At 65.4% G+C, this 18,064-nt stretch carries 18 protein-coding genes; 8 read left to right on the plus strand and 10 right to left on the minus strand.

The annotated features are described in order from the left end of the window. Nucleotides 1-143: 143 nt before the first annotated feature. From BVU17_12460 to BVU17_12470, 3 genes are all read right to left on the minus strand, one after another. Nucleotides 144-911: an ABC transporter gene (locus BVU17_12460; GenBank protein AUG48295.1), complete on the minus strand. Its 768-nt coding sequence runs from the start codon at nucleotides 909-911 to the stop codon at nucleotides 144-146. Further along, a complete protein-coding gene (locus tag BVU17_12465) occupies nucleotides 908-1,852 on the minus strand; it encodes an ABC transporter ATP-binding protein (protein AUG48296.1) in 945 nt (314 codons plus the stop codon). The genes BVU17_12460 and BVU17_12465 overlap by 4 nt, the downstream gene beginning before the upstream one ends. 123 nt (nucleotides 1,853-1,975) lie before the next feature. Continuing rightward, nucleotides 1,976-2,335 carry a hypothetical protein gene (locus BVU17_12470; GenBank protein ID AUG48911.1) on the minus strand — a complete coding sequence of 120 codons (360 nt, stop codon included), beginning with the start codon at nucleotides 2,333-2,335 and terminating at the stop codon, nucleotides 1,976-1,978. Between the two features lie 145 nt (nucleotides 2,336-2,480). Between BVU17_12470 and BVU17_12475 the strand changes: the two genes are divergently transcribed. Continuing rightward, on the plus strand, nucleotides 2,481-2,900 hold the full coding sequence (locus BVU17_12475; GenBank protein ID AUG48912.1) for a hypothetical protein: 420 nt from the start codon (nucleotides 2,481-2,483) through the stop codon (nucleotides 2,898-2,900). Between the two features lie 22 nt (nucleotides 2,901-2,922). Here the strand turns inward: BVU17_12475 and BVU17_12480 are convergent, their stop codons facing one another. Beyond that, nucleotides 2,923-3,447 carry an RNA-binding protein gene (locus BVU17_12480; GenBank protein AUG48297.1) on the minus strand — a complete coding sequence of 175 codons (525 nt, stop codon included), beginning with the start codon at nucleotides 3,445-3,447 and terminating at the stop codon, nucleotides 2,923-2,925. A gap of 91 nt (nucleotides 3,448-3,538) precedes the next feature. On the opposite strand from BVU17_12480, the gene BVU17_12485 reads away from it, so the two are divergent. Continuing rightward, nucleotides 3,539-4,450 (plus strand): cobalamin-binding protein, encoded by a 912-nt coding sequence (locus BVU17_12485; protein AUG48298.1) that lies wholly within the window; start codon nucleotides 3,539-3,541, stop codon nucleotides 4,448-4,450. Here BVU17_12485 and BVU17_12490 read toward each other — a convergent pair. From BVU17_12490 to BVU17_12510, 5 genes are all read right to left on the minus strand, one after another. Continuing rightward, on the minus strand, nucleotides 4,447-4,818 hold the full coding sequence (locus tag BVU17_12490) for a hypothetical protein (GenBank protein AUG48299.1): 372 nt from the start codon (nucleotides 4,816-4,818) through the stop codon (nucleotides 4,447-4,449). The genes BVU17_12485 and BVU17_12490 overlap by 4 nt on opposite strands. 89 nt (nucleotides 4,819-4,907) lie before the next feature. After that, nucleotides 4,908-5,723, minus strand: coding sequence for an adenylyltransferase (locus tag BVU17_12495; protein AUG48300.1), 816 nt, complete (start codon nucleotides 5,721-5,723; stop codon nucleotides 4,908-4,910). A gap of 82 nt (nucleotides 5,724-5,805) precedes the next feature. Then, nucleotides 5,806-6,780, minus strand: coding sequence for a histidine kinase (locus tag BVU17_12500; protein ID AUG48301.1), 975 nt, complete (start codon nucleotides 6,778-6,780; stop codon nucleotides 5,806-5,808). Nucleotides 6,781-6,869: 89 nt separating this feature from the next. Further along, nucleotides 6,870-8,372, minus strand: coding sequence for a carboxypeptidase (locus tag BVU17_12505; protein ID AUG48302.1), 1,503 nt, complete (start codon nucleotides 8,370-8,372; stop codon nucleotides 6,870-6,872). Between the two features lie 98 nt (nucleotides 8,373-8,470). Then, a complete protein-coding gene (locus tag BVU17_12510) occupies nucleotides 8,471-9,550 on the minus strand; it encodes a peptidase M20 (GenBank protein AUG48303.1) in 1,080 nt (359 codons plus the stop codon). A gap of 121 nt (nucleotides 9,551-9,671) precedes the next feature. Here BVU17_12510 and BVU17_12515 point away from each other — a divergent pair, with 121 nt between their 5' ends. From BVU17_12515 to BVU17_12530, 4 genes are all read left to right on the plus strand, one after another. Continuing rightward, nucleotides 9,672-11,882 (plus strand): hypothetical protein, encoded by a 2,211-nt coding sequence (locus tag BVU17_12515; GenBank protein AUG48304.1) that lies wholly within the window; start codon nucleotides 9,672-9,674, stop codon nucleotides 11,880-11,882. A gap of 193 nt (nucleotides 11,883-12,075) precedes the next feature. Beyond that, a complete protein-coding gene (locus BVU17_12520) occupies nucleotides 12,076-13,953 on the plus strand; it encodes an ATPase (protein ID AUG48305.1) in 1,878 nt (625 codons plus the stop codon). An 84-nt stretch (nucleotides 13,954-14,037) separates the two neighbouring features. After that, complete coding sequence (locus tag BVU17_12525; protein AUG48306.1) at nucleotides 14,038-14,859, plus strand: hypothetical protein; 822 nt, start codon at nucleotides 14,038-14,040, stop codon at nucleotides 14,857-14,859. Beyond that, nucleotides 14,859-15,422, plus strand: a complete 564-nt coding sequence (locus BVU17_12530) for a cysteine hydrolase (protein AUG48307.1) — start codon at nucleotides 14,859-14,861, stop codon at nucleotides 15,420-15,422. The genes BVU17_12525 and BVU17_12530 overlap by 1 nt, the downstream gene beginning before the upstream one ends. Nucleotides 15,423-15,537: 115 nt before the next feature. Here the strand turns inward: BVU17_12530 and BVU17_12535 are convergent, their stop codons facing one another. Then, entirely contained in the window at nucleotides 15,538-15,801 is a 264-nt protein-coding gene (locus BVU17_12535; protein ID AUG48308.1) for an ArsR family transcriptional regulator, read from the minus strand. A gap of 125 nt (nucleotides 15,802-15,926) precedes the next feature. Here BVU17_12535 and BVU17_12540 point away from each other — a divergent pair, with 125 nt between their 5' ends. Both BVU17_12540 and BVU17_12545 read left to right on the plus strand, forming a co-directional pair. Continuing rightward, nucleotides 15,927-16,223: a hypothetical protein gene (locus tag BVU17_12540; GenBank protein AUG48309.1), complete on the plus strand. Its 297-nt coding sequence runs from the start codon at nucleotides 15,927-15,929 to the stop codon at nucleotides 16,221-16,223. A gap of 2 nt (nucleotides 16,224-16,225) precedes the next feature. Beyond that, entirely contained in the window at nucleotides 16,226-18,055 is a 1,830-nt protein-coding gene (locus tag BVU17_12545; protein AUG48310.1) for a ribosome biogenesis/translation initiation ATPase RLI, read from the plus strand. The last annotated feature ends 9 nt before the right edge of the window (nucleotides 18,056-18,064 follow it).

The following is an 18,064-nucleotide window of genomic DNA, read 5'->3' on the forward strand; positions in this document are numbered from 1 at the left end:
TGTTGCCACGGACGCGGATTCCGGGGCAGCCTGTCATAGTTTGTCCGCCCGCCGGAGCGGACCCAATCCGGCATTCGCGGCCAGGTCAGGCATCGAGCCCGCAGCCCAGTTTTACCGGCCATGGAGGGACCCGAGCGACGGCGCTATTCGGCGAGCCCGTAGCCGCGCTTGAACAGCAGGAAGTCGATGGACAACACGACGACGGTCGTCCCGGTCAGGACGGCCAGCGACGTGTTCGGATCGATTTCGGTGACACCGATCATCCCGTAGCGGACGCCGTTCACCATGTATACCATCGGGTTGAGCAACGAGACGCTGCGCCAGAACGCCGGGAGGACTTCCAGCGAGTAAAACACCGCGCCGAAAAACACCAGCGGCCGGAGGATAAACTGGTTCATCACCGTCAGGTAGTCGAAGTCGCTCGCCCAGAGGCCGCCGATAACACCGAGCCCGCCGAACAGCGTGGTAATCACCAGCAGGAACGAGACGAGATACAGGGGGTTGGCGACGGGGACGGACGTGAATATCAGCCCGACGCCGACGATGAGCAAGGACGTGACGATACCACGGAGCGCACTGGCCGAGACGTAGGCGGCCACCATGCTCCGGTTCGACATCGGGGACGTGAGCACGGCCTGGATGTAGTCGTTCCAGCGCCCGTGGAAGATAGTAAAGGAGGCGTTCTCGAAACTGTCCGAAATGGCTCCGAGCACGACCAGTCCCGGCAGGACGAACTGGAGGTAGCTCACGCCCGCGATTTCGCCGATTCGGCTCCCCAGAATCACGCCGAACACAGAGAAATACAGCGCGTTCGTGATAATCGGCGGGAGGAAGGTGTTGTACGGCCGGCGGACGAACCGCAGCACTTCCCGCCGGGCCAGTGTCAGGAACTGCGTCGCGTTCGGGTTCATGCCGACACCTCCGCGTACTCGCGGTCGTCGCGGGTCATGTCGACGAACACCTCTTCGAGCGACGCGCGGCGGATCTCCAGCGAGGTGACGGTGTGGCCCTGCGATTCGAGTTCACGCATTATCGCGGGCGCAGTCTGGCTCCCGCCCATCGCGGTGACAGCCAGCCCTTCGTCGGTCAGTTCGATGTCGGTGATTCCCTCAACGTCGAGTCGCGGGGCCGTTCGCGGCATCTCGGCGAGCTCGAGGACGATAGTGTCCGTCCCGCGGGCCATCAGGTCGTCGGGGGTCGCCACCTCGACTTTCCGCCCGTCGTCCATGATGGCCACCCGGTCACAGAGCCGCTCGGCCTCCTCGATGTAGTGAGTCGTCAGCAAAATTGTGGTCCCGGCGTCGTTCATCCGGTTGATAATCTCCCAGAGGTCGTGGCGGAGCTGGACGTCGACCCCCGCCGTCGGCTCGTCGAGGATGAGCAGGTCCGGGTTCGAGACGAGCGCGCGGGCGAGGACGAACCGCCGTTTCATCCCGCCGGAGAGCCAGTCGAAGCGCGTGTCGCGCTTGTCCCAGATGCCGACGGTCTTCAGCGCGTCCTCGGCCCGCTCTCTGGCCTCGGCCCGGCTGATACCGTGGTAGCCCGCCTTGTGTTCCAGCACCTCGATGATGGGAAAAAAGCGGTCGACGTTGAACTCCTGTGGTGCGACGCCGATACGGTCGCGGACCTCGCGGTAGTCGTCCTCCACGTCGAAGCCGAACACCTCCGCGGTTCCCCCGTCCTTGTGGACGAGGCCGACCAGCGTGTTGATGAACGTCGTCTTGCCGGCCCCGTTCGGGCCGAGCAGGCCGAAGAACTCGCCTTGCTCGACTGTCAGTTCCAGGTCGTCGAGTGCCTGGACATCGCCGTAGCGCTTCTGTAACCCGCTAGCGCGTATCGCCGGTTCAGTCATTGCCGCCCTTAGCGTGGCGACACCGAAAAACGCATTGAAGCCCCCGAAAACCGGCAGTTAGACTGAGATAAGCTGACAAGGTCGACCGAACAGCGAGGTCCCGCCGACCCGACTAGCACACGCCTATCGGCCGAGTCGTTCCCGAGAGATGCCGACGCCAGCCGGCGTGATGATGAGCTGGTCGTCGTCCTTCTGGACGATGTCGCCGCCGACCTCGTTGGCGACCTGCTTGAGCTCGTCGCTGATGTGTTCCATCGTGCGGTCCTGTGTGGAGTGGCGCGTGATATCCGCGACGACCACGTCGCCGTCGTAGACGGCGTCTTTGATCTCGATGACGTCCTGCTTGTCACTGATGCGGGCGATACGGACCTGACGTTCGAGTTCCGTCCCGGTCATCTCGAATTCGTTCGCGTTCAGTTCGACGTAATCCTCGGTGTTCCGAGAGGACCCAGACTCCCCGAGGATCTTGCTCATCAGTCCCATGTCACTCACGGCGTTCGCTACCCGTTTCAACTTTTCGTCCATCGAACGTATCGCCACAGCACACCCTGATCGGCCGTGGTGACGACCGAGAACGACGTGGGCTGCACAAAACGTTATTTAGGTGATGGAACGAACACTGACACCGATGCGCCTGCCCTCCATCAGGTCAACGCCCAGTACCGTCGCAGCCGTCGGTGGCATCCTCTATGCCATCGGCGTACTGTCGTGGCTGTTTGCGAACGGCGTCCACTTTTCATCACACGACACGGCGACCCTTGCGTTCGGGGCCAGCTATGCCGCCGTCGGGATGTTCCTCACGGGTGCCGTCCCGCTGTATCTCTGTAGTCGTCTTTCGCTCGTCACGCCGGTGCTTGTGACGTTCTGGCTACTCGGCAACACGGTGGTTGAATGGCTCTACGGGACGCATCTCCACCCGCTGTCGTCGTATCTCACCGTCTGGCCCCTGTTGCTCGGCGTTGCCGTGGGCGCTGGCGTGGCCGAAGCGCTCCTCAGAGTTACGTTAGACCGTGGCTTCGACCGGTTCGGGCTCCGGCCGCTGGTGTGACTGAAGCGAGTACAGAACTGCCCTACACCGAAAACTCGAACAGATCGTCGCCGACGTGGTGGAGCGACTTGACGACTTTCCCGCTGTCGCCGACCATATCGTCGCCGTCGGTCTGCGCGCGGCCGACAGCGAGGAACTTCCCGTGGGACTCCTCGTTGATGACGACCAAATCGCCCTCACTGATGTCGTCGTCGGCCTCGGTGATGCCCGGCCGCATGATGTCCGCGCCGTCTGAGACAAAGGAGACGGCCCCGGCGTCGACGGTGACGACGTGTTTCTCGGGCGGGTGCTGGTTGGCGCCCTGTACTGTGAGGAACGGCTCTTTCTCGGCGGCTTCGCCGCCTCCATCCGAGGGACGGGGTCCCTCGCGATCTAGGTAGAGGACGAGCGGGTCGCCGTCGACGAGGACGACGTCCCAGTCGCTGTCGTCGAACTCGACCTTCTCGAAGCTATCCGCGTCGAGTTCGACACCGAGATTCTCCGACAGCGCCGTCGTGATGGTGTCAACCTCGTCCGAACGGAGGTGGTGTCGCGACTTGACTTCCATACCCGCGTCTCGTCGGCGACAGAGGGTAAGCGTAACGAAGCGTGCGAGGCGGCGGACGCAGGTTTTTGTCCGCGCGGACCAAGGTCGGAGTATGCGAGTCGTCACGCTCCTGCCCTCGGCGACGGAGATCGTCTACGCGCTCGGTGTCGAGCCGGTCGGTGTCTCACATGAGTGCGACCATCCGCCAGCGGCCCGCGAGAAGCCGTCGGTCAACCGCTCGCGCGTCGACCCGACAGCATCGAGCGGCGAGATAAACGAGCAGGTCGCGGCCGCCGAGGAGAGCGACGGCGTCTACGCCATCGACCACGAGACACTGGCGGAACTGGAACCCGACCTCATCGTCACTCAGGGCGTCTGTGACGTGTGTGCCGTCGATCACGTGCTGGTCGCCGAGGCCGTCGAGGAACTGGGACTGGACGCCGACGTACTGACACTCGATGTCCACAGCCTCGACGACCTGTTCGACTCCATCCACCGGGTCGGTGCAGCGGTCGGGCGTGACGACCGCGCCGCCGAACTCGTCGCCGACCTCAGGGACCGGGTCGCGGCCGTCGAGACGACGGCAGCACGGGCCAAGACGACACCTCGCGTGGCGGTGCTGGACTGGCTGGACCCGGTGATGGTCGCCGGCCACTGGGTCCCGGAAATGATCGAGACGGCCGGCGGCACTTACGGAATGGAAGAGTCCGGCGCGCACTCCCGGCCGCGTGAGTGGACGGCGGTCCGCGAGTACGACCCCGAGGTGCTGGTGGCTGCGCCCTGTGGTTTCGACGTGGCACAGACTCGCGAGAACCGCGCCGACCTGACCGACCGCCCCGGCTTCGACGACCTGACGGCCGTCCGCGAGGGCCGGGCGTACGTGATGGACGGCCACCACTACGTCAACCGGTCGGGGCCGCGGCTCGTAGACACGCTTGAGTTCCTGGCGGCACTCGTCCATCCGGACCTGTTCGAGACGCCGCCGCGGGACGCCGTCGTCGAACTCGGGACCGTCCGGGCCTAGGCGGCGGCCGCGGCCAAGCCGACGTAGGTGTTGCCGAGGACGACGACCGCGCCGACGGCGACGACGCCGAGGAGCCAGGCCCGCCACAGCGGGACTCGCTCGACCACGTCGCGACACTCCAGCAGAACGACGCCGACGTAGAGGACGACAGCCATCTTCAGGGCAATCACGAGCAGCGGTTCGTGGATGAGGAGGGTCCGTATCCACGGGTTAGCCTCCAGTCCCGGCCCGGCAAACTGCGCGGCGAACAGCGTCGACAGCGCATCGCCGAAGCCCCAGACGAGCACCAGCGAGAACACCAGTTCGACGTAGCCGGGCTTCTGGAGGCGGACGGAAAAGGGGTGGGGCGCGTGGTCGGGGCGGGACATGTGGGACGTTGTCCCGACTCGTGGCTATCGTGACATAAACCTCGGTTCCGCAGTATCAGCTGTGAGAACGGTACCGGAGCGCGGGCCGGTCAGTCCTCAGCGAGCGAACAGCGGCCCTCGTAGCTGGCGTCGGCGACGCTGGCGATGGCCGGGTCGTCGCCACACACCGGGCAGTCGGGGTTGGCCGCGACGGGGATTTCCTCGAAGGACATCTCGGCGGCGTCGTAGGCGATGAGCCGGCCCTCCAGGGTCTCGCCGTAGTCCATGGCGAGCTTGACGACTTCGGTCGCCTGCATGCAGCCGATAGTGCCCGGTAGGACGCCCAGCACGCCTGCGGTCGCGCAGTCGGGGACGGTCCCCTCCGGCGGCGCTTCGGGGAACAGACAGCGGTAACACGGGCTGTCGCCGGAGAACGTCGTCACCTGCCCCTCGAACTGGAAGATAGCGCCGTGGGAGAACGGCGTGTTCGAGAGCGTGCAGGCGTCGTTGACCAGAAAGCGCGTGGCGAAGTTGTCGGAGGCGTCGACGACGATGTCGTAGTCGGCCACCAAGTCGGCAGCGTTCTCCCGGGCCAGCCGCAGTTCGTGGCGGTCGACGCTCACGTCGGGGTTGAGGCCCGTGACGAACTCCGCGGCGCTGTCGACTTTCGGCCGCCCCACATCGTCGTCGCCGTGAATGACCTGCCGCTGGAGGTTCGACCGCTCGACGGTGTCGTCGTCGACGATACCGAGCCGACCGATACCCGCAGCCGCGAGGTACTGGAGCACCGGCGCGCCGAGGCCGCCGGCCCCGACGACCAGCACGTCGGTGTCGAGCAGTGCGGCCTGGCCCTCTGGCCCGACGTCGTTCATGATGATGTGCCGGGAGTAGCGGTCGAGCTGTTCTGGGTCCAGATCCGGTCGCATACCGGCCGTACGCCACCCGGACGAATAAACGACTGGTTCGACTCGGGTGCTTCGAACTGTATGGCCGAAGTGTGCAGGCTGTTCAGTTGTTGCGCTGGAGGTCCGCGACGAGGTCGTCCATCGCCTGATTGATGTCGGTGAGAAGGTCTGTTTGCTCGTCGGATTCCTCGGCGATATCGGCCGTACTGTCGGCGATATCTTTGGCTGCGCCCGTGGACTGGTCGATCATACTGGCCACTTCCTCAGTCGAGGCGGCCTGCTGGTCCGTGGCTGTCGCGACCTCCTCGATACCGTTGTTGACCTCGCGGACGGTGTCGTCGATCTCTTCGAGGATTTCGGTCGATTCTTCGACCGTGTCGATTCCCGCGTCAATCTCTTCGTTGCTCTCTTCGAGGCTCTCGACGGCGTTCTCGGTATCGTCTTGGATGCCGTCGATCATCTGCTCGATAGTCGTCGCTTGCTCCTGTGACTCCTCGGCGAGGCTTTTGACTTCGTTTGCGACGACGGCGAACCCTTCGCCCGCCTCACCGGCGCGAGCGGCCTCGATAGACGCGTTCAGCGCCAGCATGTTGGTCTGGTCGGCGATGTCGTTGATGACGTCGACGATTTCGTCGATCTCCTGAACGCTTTGCTGTATCGTCTTGACATCCTCGGCGACGCTGTCGGCCGCCTGCTGAATGTTCTCCATCGCCTCGTGAACGTCGTCGGCGTTGCCCTGCCCGCGCTCGGCGAGTTCCTTCGCTTCGCGGGAAGCCGCGGACACCTCCTCGGAGGAGGACGCTATCTGTTCGACCGACGCAGAGAGGTTCGACACCTCGTTTGCGATGTCTGTCAGGCTCTCGTACTGTTCGGCGGCCTGTTCGCGGATGTCGGCCGTTTCCTCCGCGATTCCGACCGACGACCCCTCCACCTCGGCCAGCATCGTCTGGATTTCGCTCGCAGCGGTGTGGCTGTAGCCGGCCTCTGTATCGATGTTCTCCGCGACCTCGTCTTCGATGTCCGTTTCGATCCCCGCACCCGTTTGACCCCGTACGTTTTCCGTCGGTCTCTCAGCCATAGTAGTCGCCACAATGGGCGGGGAATATAAAACGAATAGCCCAATAGTATCAGAGTCGATATCTGGAACGACGTTTGTCGACCGTCGTGTCAGCAGTCGTACAGCGAACGGTACTTCTCCTCGGCGTAGTCGAGGAAGTGGTCGGCGGTGAAGGATTCACCAGTCGCTTCTTCGACGAGGTCGTCGGTCCGGTAGCGAGCACCGTGCTGGTGGATGTTCTCGGTGAGCCAGTCGTGGATGGGGTCGAACTCACCGGCCCGGACGTGGTCGTCGAAGCCGTCGATGTCCCCGCGGGCGTGGTGGTCCAGTTGCGCGGCCAGCACCGACCCGAGCGTGTAGGTCGGGAAGTAGCCGAAGGCCCCGTTCGTCCAGTGGATGTCCTGCAGACAGCCCTCGGCGTCGGTGTCGGGCCGGACGCCGAGGTACTCCTCCATCTTGTCGTTCCAGACCTGGGGCACTTCGGACACCTCGAGGTCCCCGCGGATGAGGTCCCGCTCGATTTCGAAGCGGACGATGATGTGCATGTGGTAGGTCAGTTCGTCCGCTTCGACCCGAATGAGGTTGTCGTCGTACACCTCGTTTGCGGCCTCGTAGAACTGGCGGGGCGTGGCGTCGGTCCCGAGGTGGTCGTTGGCGGTGTCGGCGAAGAAGTCCCAGAACGGCTCCGAGCGGCCGACGTGGTTCTCCCAAAAGCGCGACTGGGACTCGTGGACCGAGAGGTCGCGGTTGTCGCCGAGCGGCGTGCCGTACGCTTCCTGTGGCAGACCGAGCGTGTAGGTGGCGTGGCCGAACTCGTGGATGGTCGACCCGAGCGCGTCCAGCGGGTCCTCGGGGGTGAAACGGGTGGTGACGCGGGCGTCGAACTGCGTCCCCATCGAGAAGGGGTGGGGCGCGGTGTCCAGTCGGCCGCGGTCCCAGTCGTAGCCCAGCGTGTCCAGCGCGGTCTCGACGAGGCCGTGCTGGGTGTCGTCGTCGTAGGTCCCCTCGAACGGGTCCGCGAGGGTCACGTCGCTGTCGGCGATGTCGTCGATGAGCGGGACGAGCGCGTCCCGGAGGTCCGTCAGCACTTCCTCGGCGGTGTCGATGCCGAGGTAGGGCTCGTACTCCTCGAAGAGGACCTCGTAGGGGTCGCGGTCGGGGTCGATGGCCGCGGCGTACTCCCGGCGGAGTTCGACCAGTTCTTCGAGCGTGTCGGCGAAGGCATCGAAGTCGTCCTCGGCCTTGGCCTCCTTCCAGACCGGCAGGGCGTTCGAAGAGGCCTCAGAGAGGCGCTCGACGAGGTCGGCGGGGACCTTCGTCGCCCGCTCGTGGTCCCGGCGGACCTCCCGGACGACGGCTTCCTGTTCGGCGTCGAGGTCGGCGTCGTCGAGTTCGTCCAGCCACTCGGCCAGGTCGTCGTCGGTCAGCAGTTCGTGATGGAGCGTCGAGATGGCGGAGGTCTGTTTCGCGCGGGCCGGCGTCCCGGCGTCGGGCATCATCACCTGCTGGTCCCAGTTCAGAACGCCGCCGGCGTCCTGGACGTAGTGGAGGCGGCGGACGTGATCCAGAAACTGCTCGTACGTGGACTCGGTGTCCTCGCTCGCTGTTGCCATACGGCGGGGTTAGGCCGGCGACGGTAAAGACCCGATGCCGCCGGTAAGGGGTGCACGAGCGAATAGGGCCTATCAGGGCGACACGGCACAGTCGGCAGTCACTCGGACGGCCACGACTCGGCGACGCGCTCGTAGACCTCGCGGCACCGCTGTAGGACGGCCAGCGACACGCTCTCGTCGGCGGTGTGGGCCTCGCCGGGTTCGGCCGCACCGACGATTACACAGTCCGTTCCGGCCTGGGCGAGCCAGCCGGCGTCGGTCGCGTGCGGTTTGACGACGTGCTCGGGCGTGCTGTCCTGCGCATCAGCGGCGGCGTCCAGCACCCTATCCGCGAAGTCGGCGTCGCCGCAGGCCATCGGCGGGAGGTCCTGGTCGACGCGCCAGGTCACGCCGTCGACGGCCTCGGCGCGGTCGAGCGGCGCGCGCTCGCCGGGGACCGTCCGCTCGTCGACGGTGACCTCGCATCGCTCGGGGATGACGTTCCACGCGGAGCCACCGTCGATCTCCGTGACGGCGACGCTCCCGCTCAGCTCGTGGCCCAGCACGGTTGTCTCGGGAAAGTCGAGGTCCCGGACCACGTCGACGGCGTCGGTCGCGCGGTAGATGGCGTTTGCGCCGGCGTCGGGTTCGCTCGCGTGGGCCGCCGCGCCCTCGGCGACCAGCGTCGACCCGCGCCGACCTTTGTGCGCGACGGCCACATCCGTGGTGCCAGGGGCGGAGTAGCCGGTCGACCCCTCGCCGACGACGGCGTAGTCGGGCGCGAAGCCATCCTCGATGGCGGCCTGGCAGCCGACCCCGCCCTGTTCCTCGCCGACGAAGGAGGCAAAGACCAGTTCGCCGGCGGGGTCGGCGTCCCGGAAGGCCAGCATCGCCGCGGCGACACACCCTTTCATGTCCGCCGTGCCCCGACCGTAGAGGCGACCGTCGCGCTGTTCGACGACGTACTCGCCGTCGGCGTCGACCTGCGAGTCGTCCGGCGGGACCACGTCGTGGTGGCCGACGAGGGCGAGCGTGTCGTCGCCCTGCCCCTTGCAGGCGATGACGTTGCCGTGGCTGTCGCGGTTTACCGCGCCGGTCGTGTGCTCGCGGAGCCACTCAGCGATGAACGCCCCTGCCGTGGACTCGTCCGCATGGCTGGGAATCGCGACAAGGTCTTCGGTGAGGTCGATGACGCTCATACCAGCGGGAGTGTGTGGTGGGTCAAGAGTCCCCCGAACCCGGCAGGTATCGAACCGGTAAGTTTCTAGTTTGATAACGGGGGAGGAAGATACACGGGATTCGATCGACAATTGAGGTGTAATGCGGCTTACGCCCGTCTTGCTCGTCGCCGCTGTGCTGTCCGGGGGTGGCCTCGCCGGACTCGGTATCGGCTACTTCGCTCGCCGGCATCGTGACCACCCCGCCTCGCATGCGCTATCGATGATGGCGATTCCACCGGGGCTGGCCGGCCTCTGTGCGGCCGGGACTGTCGTCGCTCCACGGTCACCGATTTCAGGCGTCCTGCTGGCCGCGTCTGCCGGACTGCTCTTCCTCGCACCAGCGTATTTCCTGCTTTTCACTCTTGTCTATACCGGTCACGGTGCGGTGCTCACCCGCCGACGGCGACGAGCACTCGTAGCCGTCTACGCAGTCGTCGGCGGGGTAGCGGTGCTGGAGACAGTGACTTTCAGTGGGATCCCAGTTCGGACGGTCAACGGCCTCACATTACCGGTCGTCGCGTCACAGGGACCGTCCGCCATCTGGCCGCTCCTCTTCGCGTACCCACCTATCCTCGTCTCTCTGGGCCTGCTCGCTCGGTTTCTCATCTCCTCGCGGAACATCTTTCGGCGCCAGACCGCGGTGATACTGCTGGCGGTGTTGGTTACCCTCGTCGGGAACATCGCTTTCCAAGCCGGGTTCAGTCCACACCCGGGGCTGAATCTGACCTCGGTGTTTTTTTCAGTTGAGGCCGGTCTCATCGCACTTGCGCTCTTTCGGTATGACTTCCTCAGCGTCGAACCGCTCGCGCCAGACATCGTCCTCGAAGAGATGGACGACCCCGTCATGATACTCGATGAGTCGGCACGGCTCATCGACGCGAACCCGGCCGGGCTCCGGCTTCTCGACGGCGAATCGCCGGTCGGAACGCCGATACGCCGTGTTCTTCCCGGGTTGTTGGATGCCGTGCGGGACGGGGAAGAGCACGTATTGGAGGACGGGACAGTCAGCACGGACGGCGGCGAAGCCAAGATGTACGACCTCAACAAGACACCGATCCGTGACCAGTACGACCGCGAACAGGGGTACGTCCTGGTGTTACGGGATATCAAGCTCCAGAAGCAGCGCGAGCGAACGCTCGCGAGCCTTCAGTCAGTCTCCCAGCGGTTCCTCAGCGCCGAGACGCCCGAGGAAGTGCTGGAGATTGCGGTGAATACCGTCGACGAATTACTCGAGTATCCATACGCGGGCACGATGATGTACGACGAGGGCGCGAACGCCCTTCAGTCAGCGGTGTTCACCGACGCGCTCGCCGACGCATACAGACGCGGGGACGTGCCTGAAAATCCTGTCGTTGAGCCGGGAGACAGCGATGTCTGGCAGGTATTCGAATCGGGCGAACCGAGATGCGGCGCACCGATAGAAGCGTCGGACACCCAACTGCCAGTCGACATCGGCGGGTCGTTACTGTACCCGCTTGGAGACCATGGCGTGTTGGGGATCAGTGCAGGCCCGGACCACGATGGGTTCACTGAGGACGACTGTCGTTTCGCCGATACGCTTGCGACGACGACCGAAAACGCGCTTGACCGGGTCGAAAAGGAGCGTGCGCTCCGGGAGAGCCGTGAACTACTGGAGATGCGCTCCGAGCAACTCCGGTTTTTCAACAGTGCTCTACGACACGACCTGCTCAACGGGCTGATGGTCGTCCAGGGTCACGTCGACCGACTCGACGGACTCGTCGAGGGGGAGGCTGCCGACCGCGTGGCGACCATCGACGAGTGGACGGATGACCTCGCACGGATGGCCCAGGAAGTCCGATCGGTGACACGAACCGTGGCGGGCGAGGACGACAGCGGCCTCGGAGCGGTCGACCTCGAATCGATCCTCGCCGAGAAGGCCGCGAAATTCCGGCAGGGTCACGACAACCTGACCGTCACCGTCAAGACCGACTCGCTGCCGGCCGTCCGTGCCGATAATCTGCTCGGGTCGGTCGTCGAGAACCTGTTCCAGAATGCCGTCGAGCACAACGACAGCGAGGCACCGACAGTCACAGCCTCCGCTAGCGTGGACTCGGGGGCCGTTACTCTCCGTATCGCCGACAACGGTCCCGGCATCGATGACGACCAGAAAACCGCTATCTTCGAGGAAGCGGTCACGTCCGAAAGCTCCGGGTCTGTCGGGTTCGGCCTCTACTTCGTCCGCGTGATGCTCGACCGATACGGCGGCGACGTCTGGTTCGAGGACCGTGCGGACGGGAACCGGGGTGCCGTCGCCGTCGTCGAACTCCCGACCGCCGACGAGGCTGCGTGATGCAGGAACGGCTCCGCTGTGTCGCACAACAGATGTCCGTGATGCTGTTGGCGACGTGCCACAGCGAATCGCGGGACGCGATTCGGGACCAGCGAGTGCGTCGACGCTCGACTCAGGGCCGGGGACCCGCGAACGGAGCCTGTAGCGGTGCAGACTCCACACCCTTATCAACGGCAGTCTCCAACGTTCGCGTATGGAAATTGTACCGGACACGAGCGTGGTCATCGACGGCCGCGTGTCCGACCAAGTGAAGGCTGATGCCGACCCCGACACGGATGTCGATGGCATGGGCTTTGCCGGCGCGACGGTCGTCGTTCCCGAGGCCGTCGTCGGCGAACTCGAAGCACAGGCGAACGACGGCCGCGAGACGGGCTGGGAGGGACTGGAAGAACTCCAGACGCTCGTCGACCTGGCCGAAGACGGCCTCATCGACGTGGAGTACGTCGGTCGGCGGCCCGACGCCATCGAGAAACGGGAGGCCGGAGAAGGGCAGATTGACGCGCTCATCCGGGACATCGCCGGTGACCGCGACGCCACACTCGTGACCAGCGACGACGTACAGGCCGAGGTCGCCCGCGCGAAAGGGCTCGCCGTGAAGTTCGTCGAGCCGGTAAAGCGGACGGTCGACCGGCTCCAGATTGAGAACTTCTTCGACGAGGGGACGATGAGCGTCCACCTCAAAGTCGGCGTCCAGCCCTACGCCAAGAAGGGGTCTATCGGCGATATGCAGTACACACCAATCCGCGACGACCCCGCGACAGAGAGCGAACTTCGGGAGTACGCCGCCGACATCGAGGAAAGCGCGCGCGCCTCGCCGGACGGCTTCCTCGAACTCGACGAGCCCGGCATGACAATCACGCAGTTCCGGGACTACCGCATCGCCATCGCGCGACCGCCCTTCTCGGACGCGCTCGAAATCACGGCTGTCCGGCCCATCGTCAAGACCGAACTCGACGACTACGAGTACGCCGACGAACTCCGTGACCGCTTCACCGAGCACCAGCGCGGCGTCCTCATCTCCGGGTCGCCCGGGGCGGGGAAGTCCACCTTCGCACAGGCGGTCGGCGAGTTCCTCGTCGACGCCGACTACGCGGTCAAGACGATGGAGAAACCGCGGGACCTCCAGGTCGGCCCGAACATCACCCAGTACACCGAACTCGGCGGGTCCATGGAGAAGACCGCCGACTCCCTGCTGATGGTCCGGCCGGACTACACCATCTACGACGAGGTCCGCAAGACCGACGACTTCGAGGTGTTCGCGGACATGCGACTGGCCGGCGTCGGCATGGTCGGGGTCGTCCACGCCACCCGTGCCATCGACGCGCTCCAGCGGCTCATCGGCCGCGTCGAACTCGGGCTCATCCCGCAAATCGTCGACACCGTCGTCTACATCGAGGCCGGCGAGGTCCACACCGTCTACGACGTCTCGACCGAGGTCAAGGTCCCGCAGGGCCTGATGGAGGAGGACCTCGCGCGGCCGGTCATCATGGTCAAGGACTTCGAGACCGGTCGCCCCGAGTACGAGATATACACGTTCAACCGCCAGGTCGTCACGGTCCCGCTGAACGACGACGAGGACCAGCAGGACTCCGGCGTCGACCGCCTCGCCAAGCAGGAGGTCGAACGCGAGATACGCTCCATCGCGCGGGGCCACGTCGAGGTCGAACTGCGCGGGCCCAACACCGCCGTCGTCTGGGTCGAGGACGACGACATCTCGCAGGTCATCGGCAAGGGCGGCGGCCGCATCTCCGACGTGGAGAATCGCCTCGGCATCGACATCGACGTGCGAACCTTCGAGGAACGACCGTCCGGCCCCTCGGGCGGCCCACAGACCGAGTCCGGCGGCAAGCAGGGCGAAATCGTCCAGCCGGAAGTCACGTCCCGGCACGTCATCGTCCCGCTCGACGGCCACGCCGGCGACACGGTCGAACTGCAGGCCGACGGCGAGTACCTCTTCACCGCGACGGTCTCCCGCAGCGGCGAGATTCAGGTCTCTCGCGGGTCGGGCATCGCCGAGGAACTAGAGCGAGCGATCGACCGCGGCAGCACGATTACCGTCGTGCCGTCGTAGAGGTCGGCGAGCGGACAGCATTCAACGGCGGGCCGAACCGCCGAAAACGACAGCTAAATTCCGCTGTAGCACCACAGTCAGTGTATGACCGACACAGTCGTCGGCAGGCTCGTAGACCAGGCGACGCTGGCCGACCGGGTCGAGCGCGGGGCCGCGCCCGACTGGGTCGCCGACCACTGGCGGACCTTCAGCGAGGGGCTGACCGGCGAGCGAAACGGCACGCCGTTCCCCTGTTTCTTCGGCGCGGAGTCGGTCCGGGACGGCGAGCCGCTGTACACGGCCGTCCCGTCGATGAGCGACCCCGACGCGCTGTTCGACCTCGGCCGGACGGTCCTGGAATATCTGGACACCTATCAGGACCACAGCGAGCGGGCCTCGCTGGTGACGTTCTTCCGACCGCCCGAGCGGCCACTGACGGAGGCCGAGTACCACGACCGCCTCTGGCATATCCTCCAGTTCCTGCACGTCCACGACCCGGAGCCCTGGCCTGAGGACATTCCGACCGACACCGACGACCCCTACTGGGAGTTTTGCTTCGGCGGCGAACCGATGTTCCCGACCTGCCGCGCGCCGTTTTACGACACGCGGAAGAGCCGCTACTGTCCGGTCGGCCTGGAGATTACGTTCCAGCCCCGGGCGCTGTTCGAGGACCTGAACGTCACCGCCGACACCGAGGCCGGCCAGCACGCCCGCGAGGTCATCCAGGGTCGCCTCGAAGAGTACGACGGCGTTTGCCCCCACGCCGACATCGGCGACTGGGGTGTCGAGGGCGACCGCGAGTGGCCCCAGTACATGCTGTCCTCGGACGAGGCCCAGGCCCCCGACGAATGTCCGATGACTGTGACGCGCGAGCATCCGAAATCGGAGTGGCTCGTCGAGACGCCCGCGCCGGAGCCGGCCGACTGATGGCACCGCTCTCGCTTCCTTCGGCCCCGGTGCTCGTGCTGGTGGACTTCCAGCAGGGGTTCGACGAGTCGCGGTGGGGGACCCGGAACAACTCCGACGCCGAGGCGAACGCGGCGCGCCTGCTCGCGGCGTGGCGCGAGCGCGACCTCCCCGTGGTCCACGTCCGGCACGACTCGACGGAGCCGGACTCGCCGCTCCGGCGGGGAGAGCCGGGCTTTGCGTTCAAATCGGAACTGGAACCAGAACCGGGCGAAGCGACGTTCGTGAAGCGCGTCAACGGCGCGTTCGTCGACACCGGGCTGGAGGCCTGGCTCCGCGAGCGCGGCCATGGGACCGTCGTCGTCTGCGGGCTGACGACCGACCACTGCGTCTCGACGACGGCGCGGATGGCCGAGAACCGCGGGTTCGACGTGGTCGTCGCGAGCGACGCGACGGCGACGTTCGACCGCGCGCTCGACGGCGAGCGGTTCGACGCGCCGCTGGTCCACCGGACGGCGCTGGCGCAACTACGCGGTGAGTTCGCGGCCATTGCGACGACGGGCGACGTGGTCGCATCGCTGTAACTATAGTAGCCATTGAAAGTCAATGCACACCCGCACGACTGCAGTGCGATCGGTGTGTAAATCGGTTCAACTATAGCGCGTGGTCGCGTCGCGAAACAGCCAAGCGAGAAAGCGGTCAGTCCGAGACAGCGGCGTCCGCTTCCGCCGGTTGATCGGTGATTTCGTAGAGGTTCTGCCGCGCGTCAGCGAAGTACACGTCTTCTTCGATAACACCGACTTCGTCGAGTCGTTCCAGAGCGTAACGGACGGTCCGTGCCGAAAGCATCGACTCCTCGACGATGCCTTTCTGTGTCAGCGGGCCGTCGTACTCCAGAACCTTGTACACGAGCTTTGCGCTCGGCGGAAGGTCTGCGATGGCTTCCCCATCAGAGTCCGTCATTACCCGTAATCACAAGCGCCGGGCGCATAAAGATTGAGGAGTCAGTCTCGACGGCGCACGCATTCGCGGCCGCGTCACAGCCCTGAACCGCGCACCTTTTGGTTGCGGGTAGTGGAACGTGTGGTATGGCTACGGAAACGGCGGACGGAATGAGTTCCCATATGCGGGGGCTCACTGTCACGACGCTGACAGCCGTCGCTGGCATCGCCGCCGCGTTCGGTTCCAACGCATTAGCGACCGCGCCGAACGACCCACAAGGCGTGCTCGTCCTCGCGGTCGCTATCGCAGCACAGTTCCCGATTCTGCGGGTGATCGGCATCGACACGGACGACCTCTCGACGAAGGACGTGCTCTATATCGGCTTCATGACCTTCTCGCTGTGGTTCGTCTCGTGGGGCATTCTGCTGACGACGGGAGCGTAACGATGGCCGAGGACAGTATCGCCGTCGTCGACCTAGAGCGGTGCCAGCCCGACCGCTGTAACTACGAGTGCATGAACTACTGCCCGCCCAACCGCAGCGGGAAAGAGTGCATCGTCAAGCGCGAAGACGAGTACGAGGAGGACGAGCCCTTCGAGGGCCAGCCCGACCAGGTCCGCATCTCCGAGGAGATCTGTCTGGGCGAGTCCTGCGGTATCTGCGTGAACAAGTGTCCGTTCGACGCAATCGAGATCATCAATCTCCCACAGGAGCTGACCGACGACCCGGTCCACCGCTACGGGGAGAACGCCTTCGCACTGTACGGGCTCCCGAGCCCCGCCGAGGGACAGGTGACCGGGATTCTCGGCCCGAACGGCATCGGGAAGACCACCGCTGTGCGCATCCTCGCCGACGAGATGCAGCCCAACCTGGGCCGCTACGGCGAGGAGCCAAACTGGGACGAAATTCTCGACGAGTACCGCGGGACCGCGCTGCAGGAGTACCTCGAGCAGATGCGCGACGGCGACGTGACCGTCGCTCGCAAGCCCCAGTACGTCGACCGGATTCCGGACCAGTTCGACGGCAAGGCGCGGCAGCTACTCGACCAGACCGACGAGCGCGGCGAACTGGACTACCTCATCGAGCGGACCGGCATCGGGCCGGTCGTCGACAACCACATCGACGACCTCTCGGGTGGGGAACTTCAGCGCGTCGCGCTCGTCGCCACACTGGCGCGGGACGCCGACTTCTACTTCCTCGACGAGATCACGCCGTATCTGGACATCGGCCAGCGCATGACTGCCGCACGGCTCATCCGCGAACTCGCCGAGGAGGAGGACCGTTCGATGCTCGTCGTCGAGCACGACCTCGCCATCCTCGACCTGCTCGCGGACAACATCAACGTCGCCTACGGGACTCCCGGCGCGTTCGGTATCATCACACCGCCCAAATCGACGAAGAAGGGTATCAACGAGTACCTCTCGGGCTACCTCGAAAACGAGAATATGCGCGTCCGCCAGACGGAAATCGAGTTCGAGGAGCACGCGCCCCGGACGGCCTCGACCGGCGACGTGGTCATCGAGTACCCCGACCTCCAGAAGAGCTACGGCGACGGCGAGTTCTCGCTGGACGTAGAGGCCGGCACCATCCGCGAGAGCGAAGTCCTGGGCGTCGTCGGCCCGAACGGCATCGGGAAGTCGACGTTCGCCAAGATGCTCGCCGGCCGGCTGGAACCGACCGCGGGCGAAGTCGACACCAGCCTCGACATCGCCTACAAGCCCCAGTACATCGAAATTGACCAGCCGATGCGGGTCGACGCCTTCCTCGCGTCGATTACCGACGACTTCGGGAGCTCCTACTGGAACACCGAAATCGCACAACCGCTCCAGCTCGAGTCGGTGATGGAACAGCAACTCACCGACCTCTCGGGCGGGGAGCGCCAGCGGGTCGCCATCGCGGCCTGCCTCTCGAAGGACGCCGACCTCTACCTGCTGGACGAACCCTCGGCGCACCTGGACGTGGAACAGCGGGTCATGGCGACCTCCGCCATCCGCCGGTACGCCGAGAACCACGACGCGACGGCAATGGTCATCGACCACGACATATACATGATAGACCTGCTGGCCGACCGCCTGCTCGTCTTCGACGGGGAGCCGGCGAAAAGCGGCCACGCCGCGCCGCCACAGGGCATGCGCGAGGGGATGAACGAGTTCCTGCAGAACCTCGACATTACCTTCCGCCGGGACGAGCGGACCTCACGGCCCCGCATCAACAAGCCCGACTCGCAACTGGACCGGGAACAGAAAAACGCCGGCGAGTACTACTACGCGCCGTAGACTCGCGCA

Origin of the sequence: Haloarcula taiwanensis, from assembly GCA_002844335.1 — an archaeon.
Taxonomy (GTDB): domain Archaea; phylum Halobacteriota; class Halobacteria; order Halobacteriales; family Haloarculaceae; genus Haloarcula; species Haloarcula taiwanensis.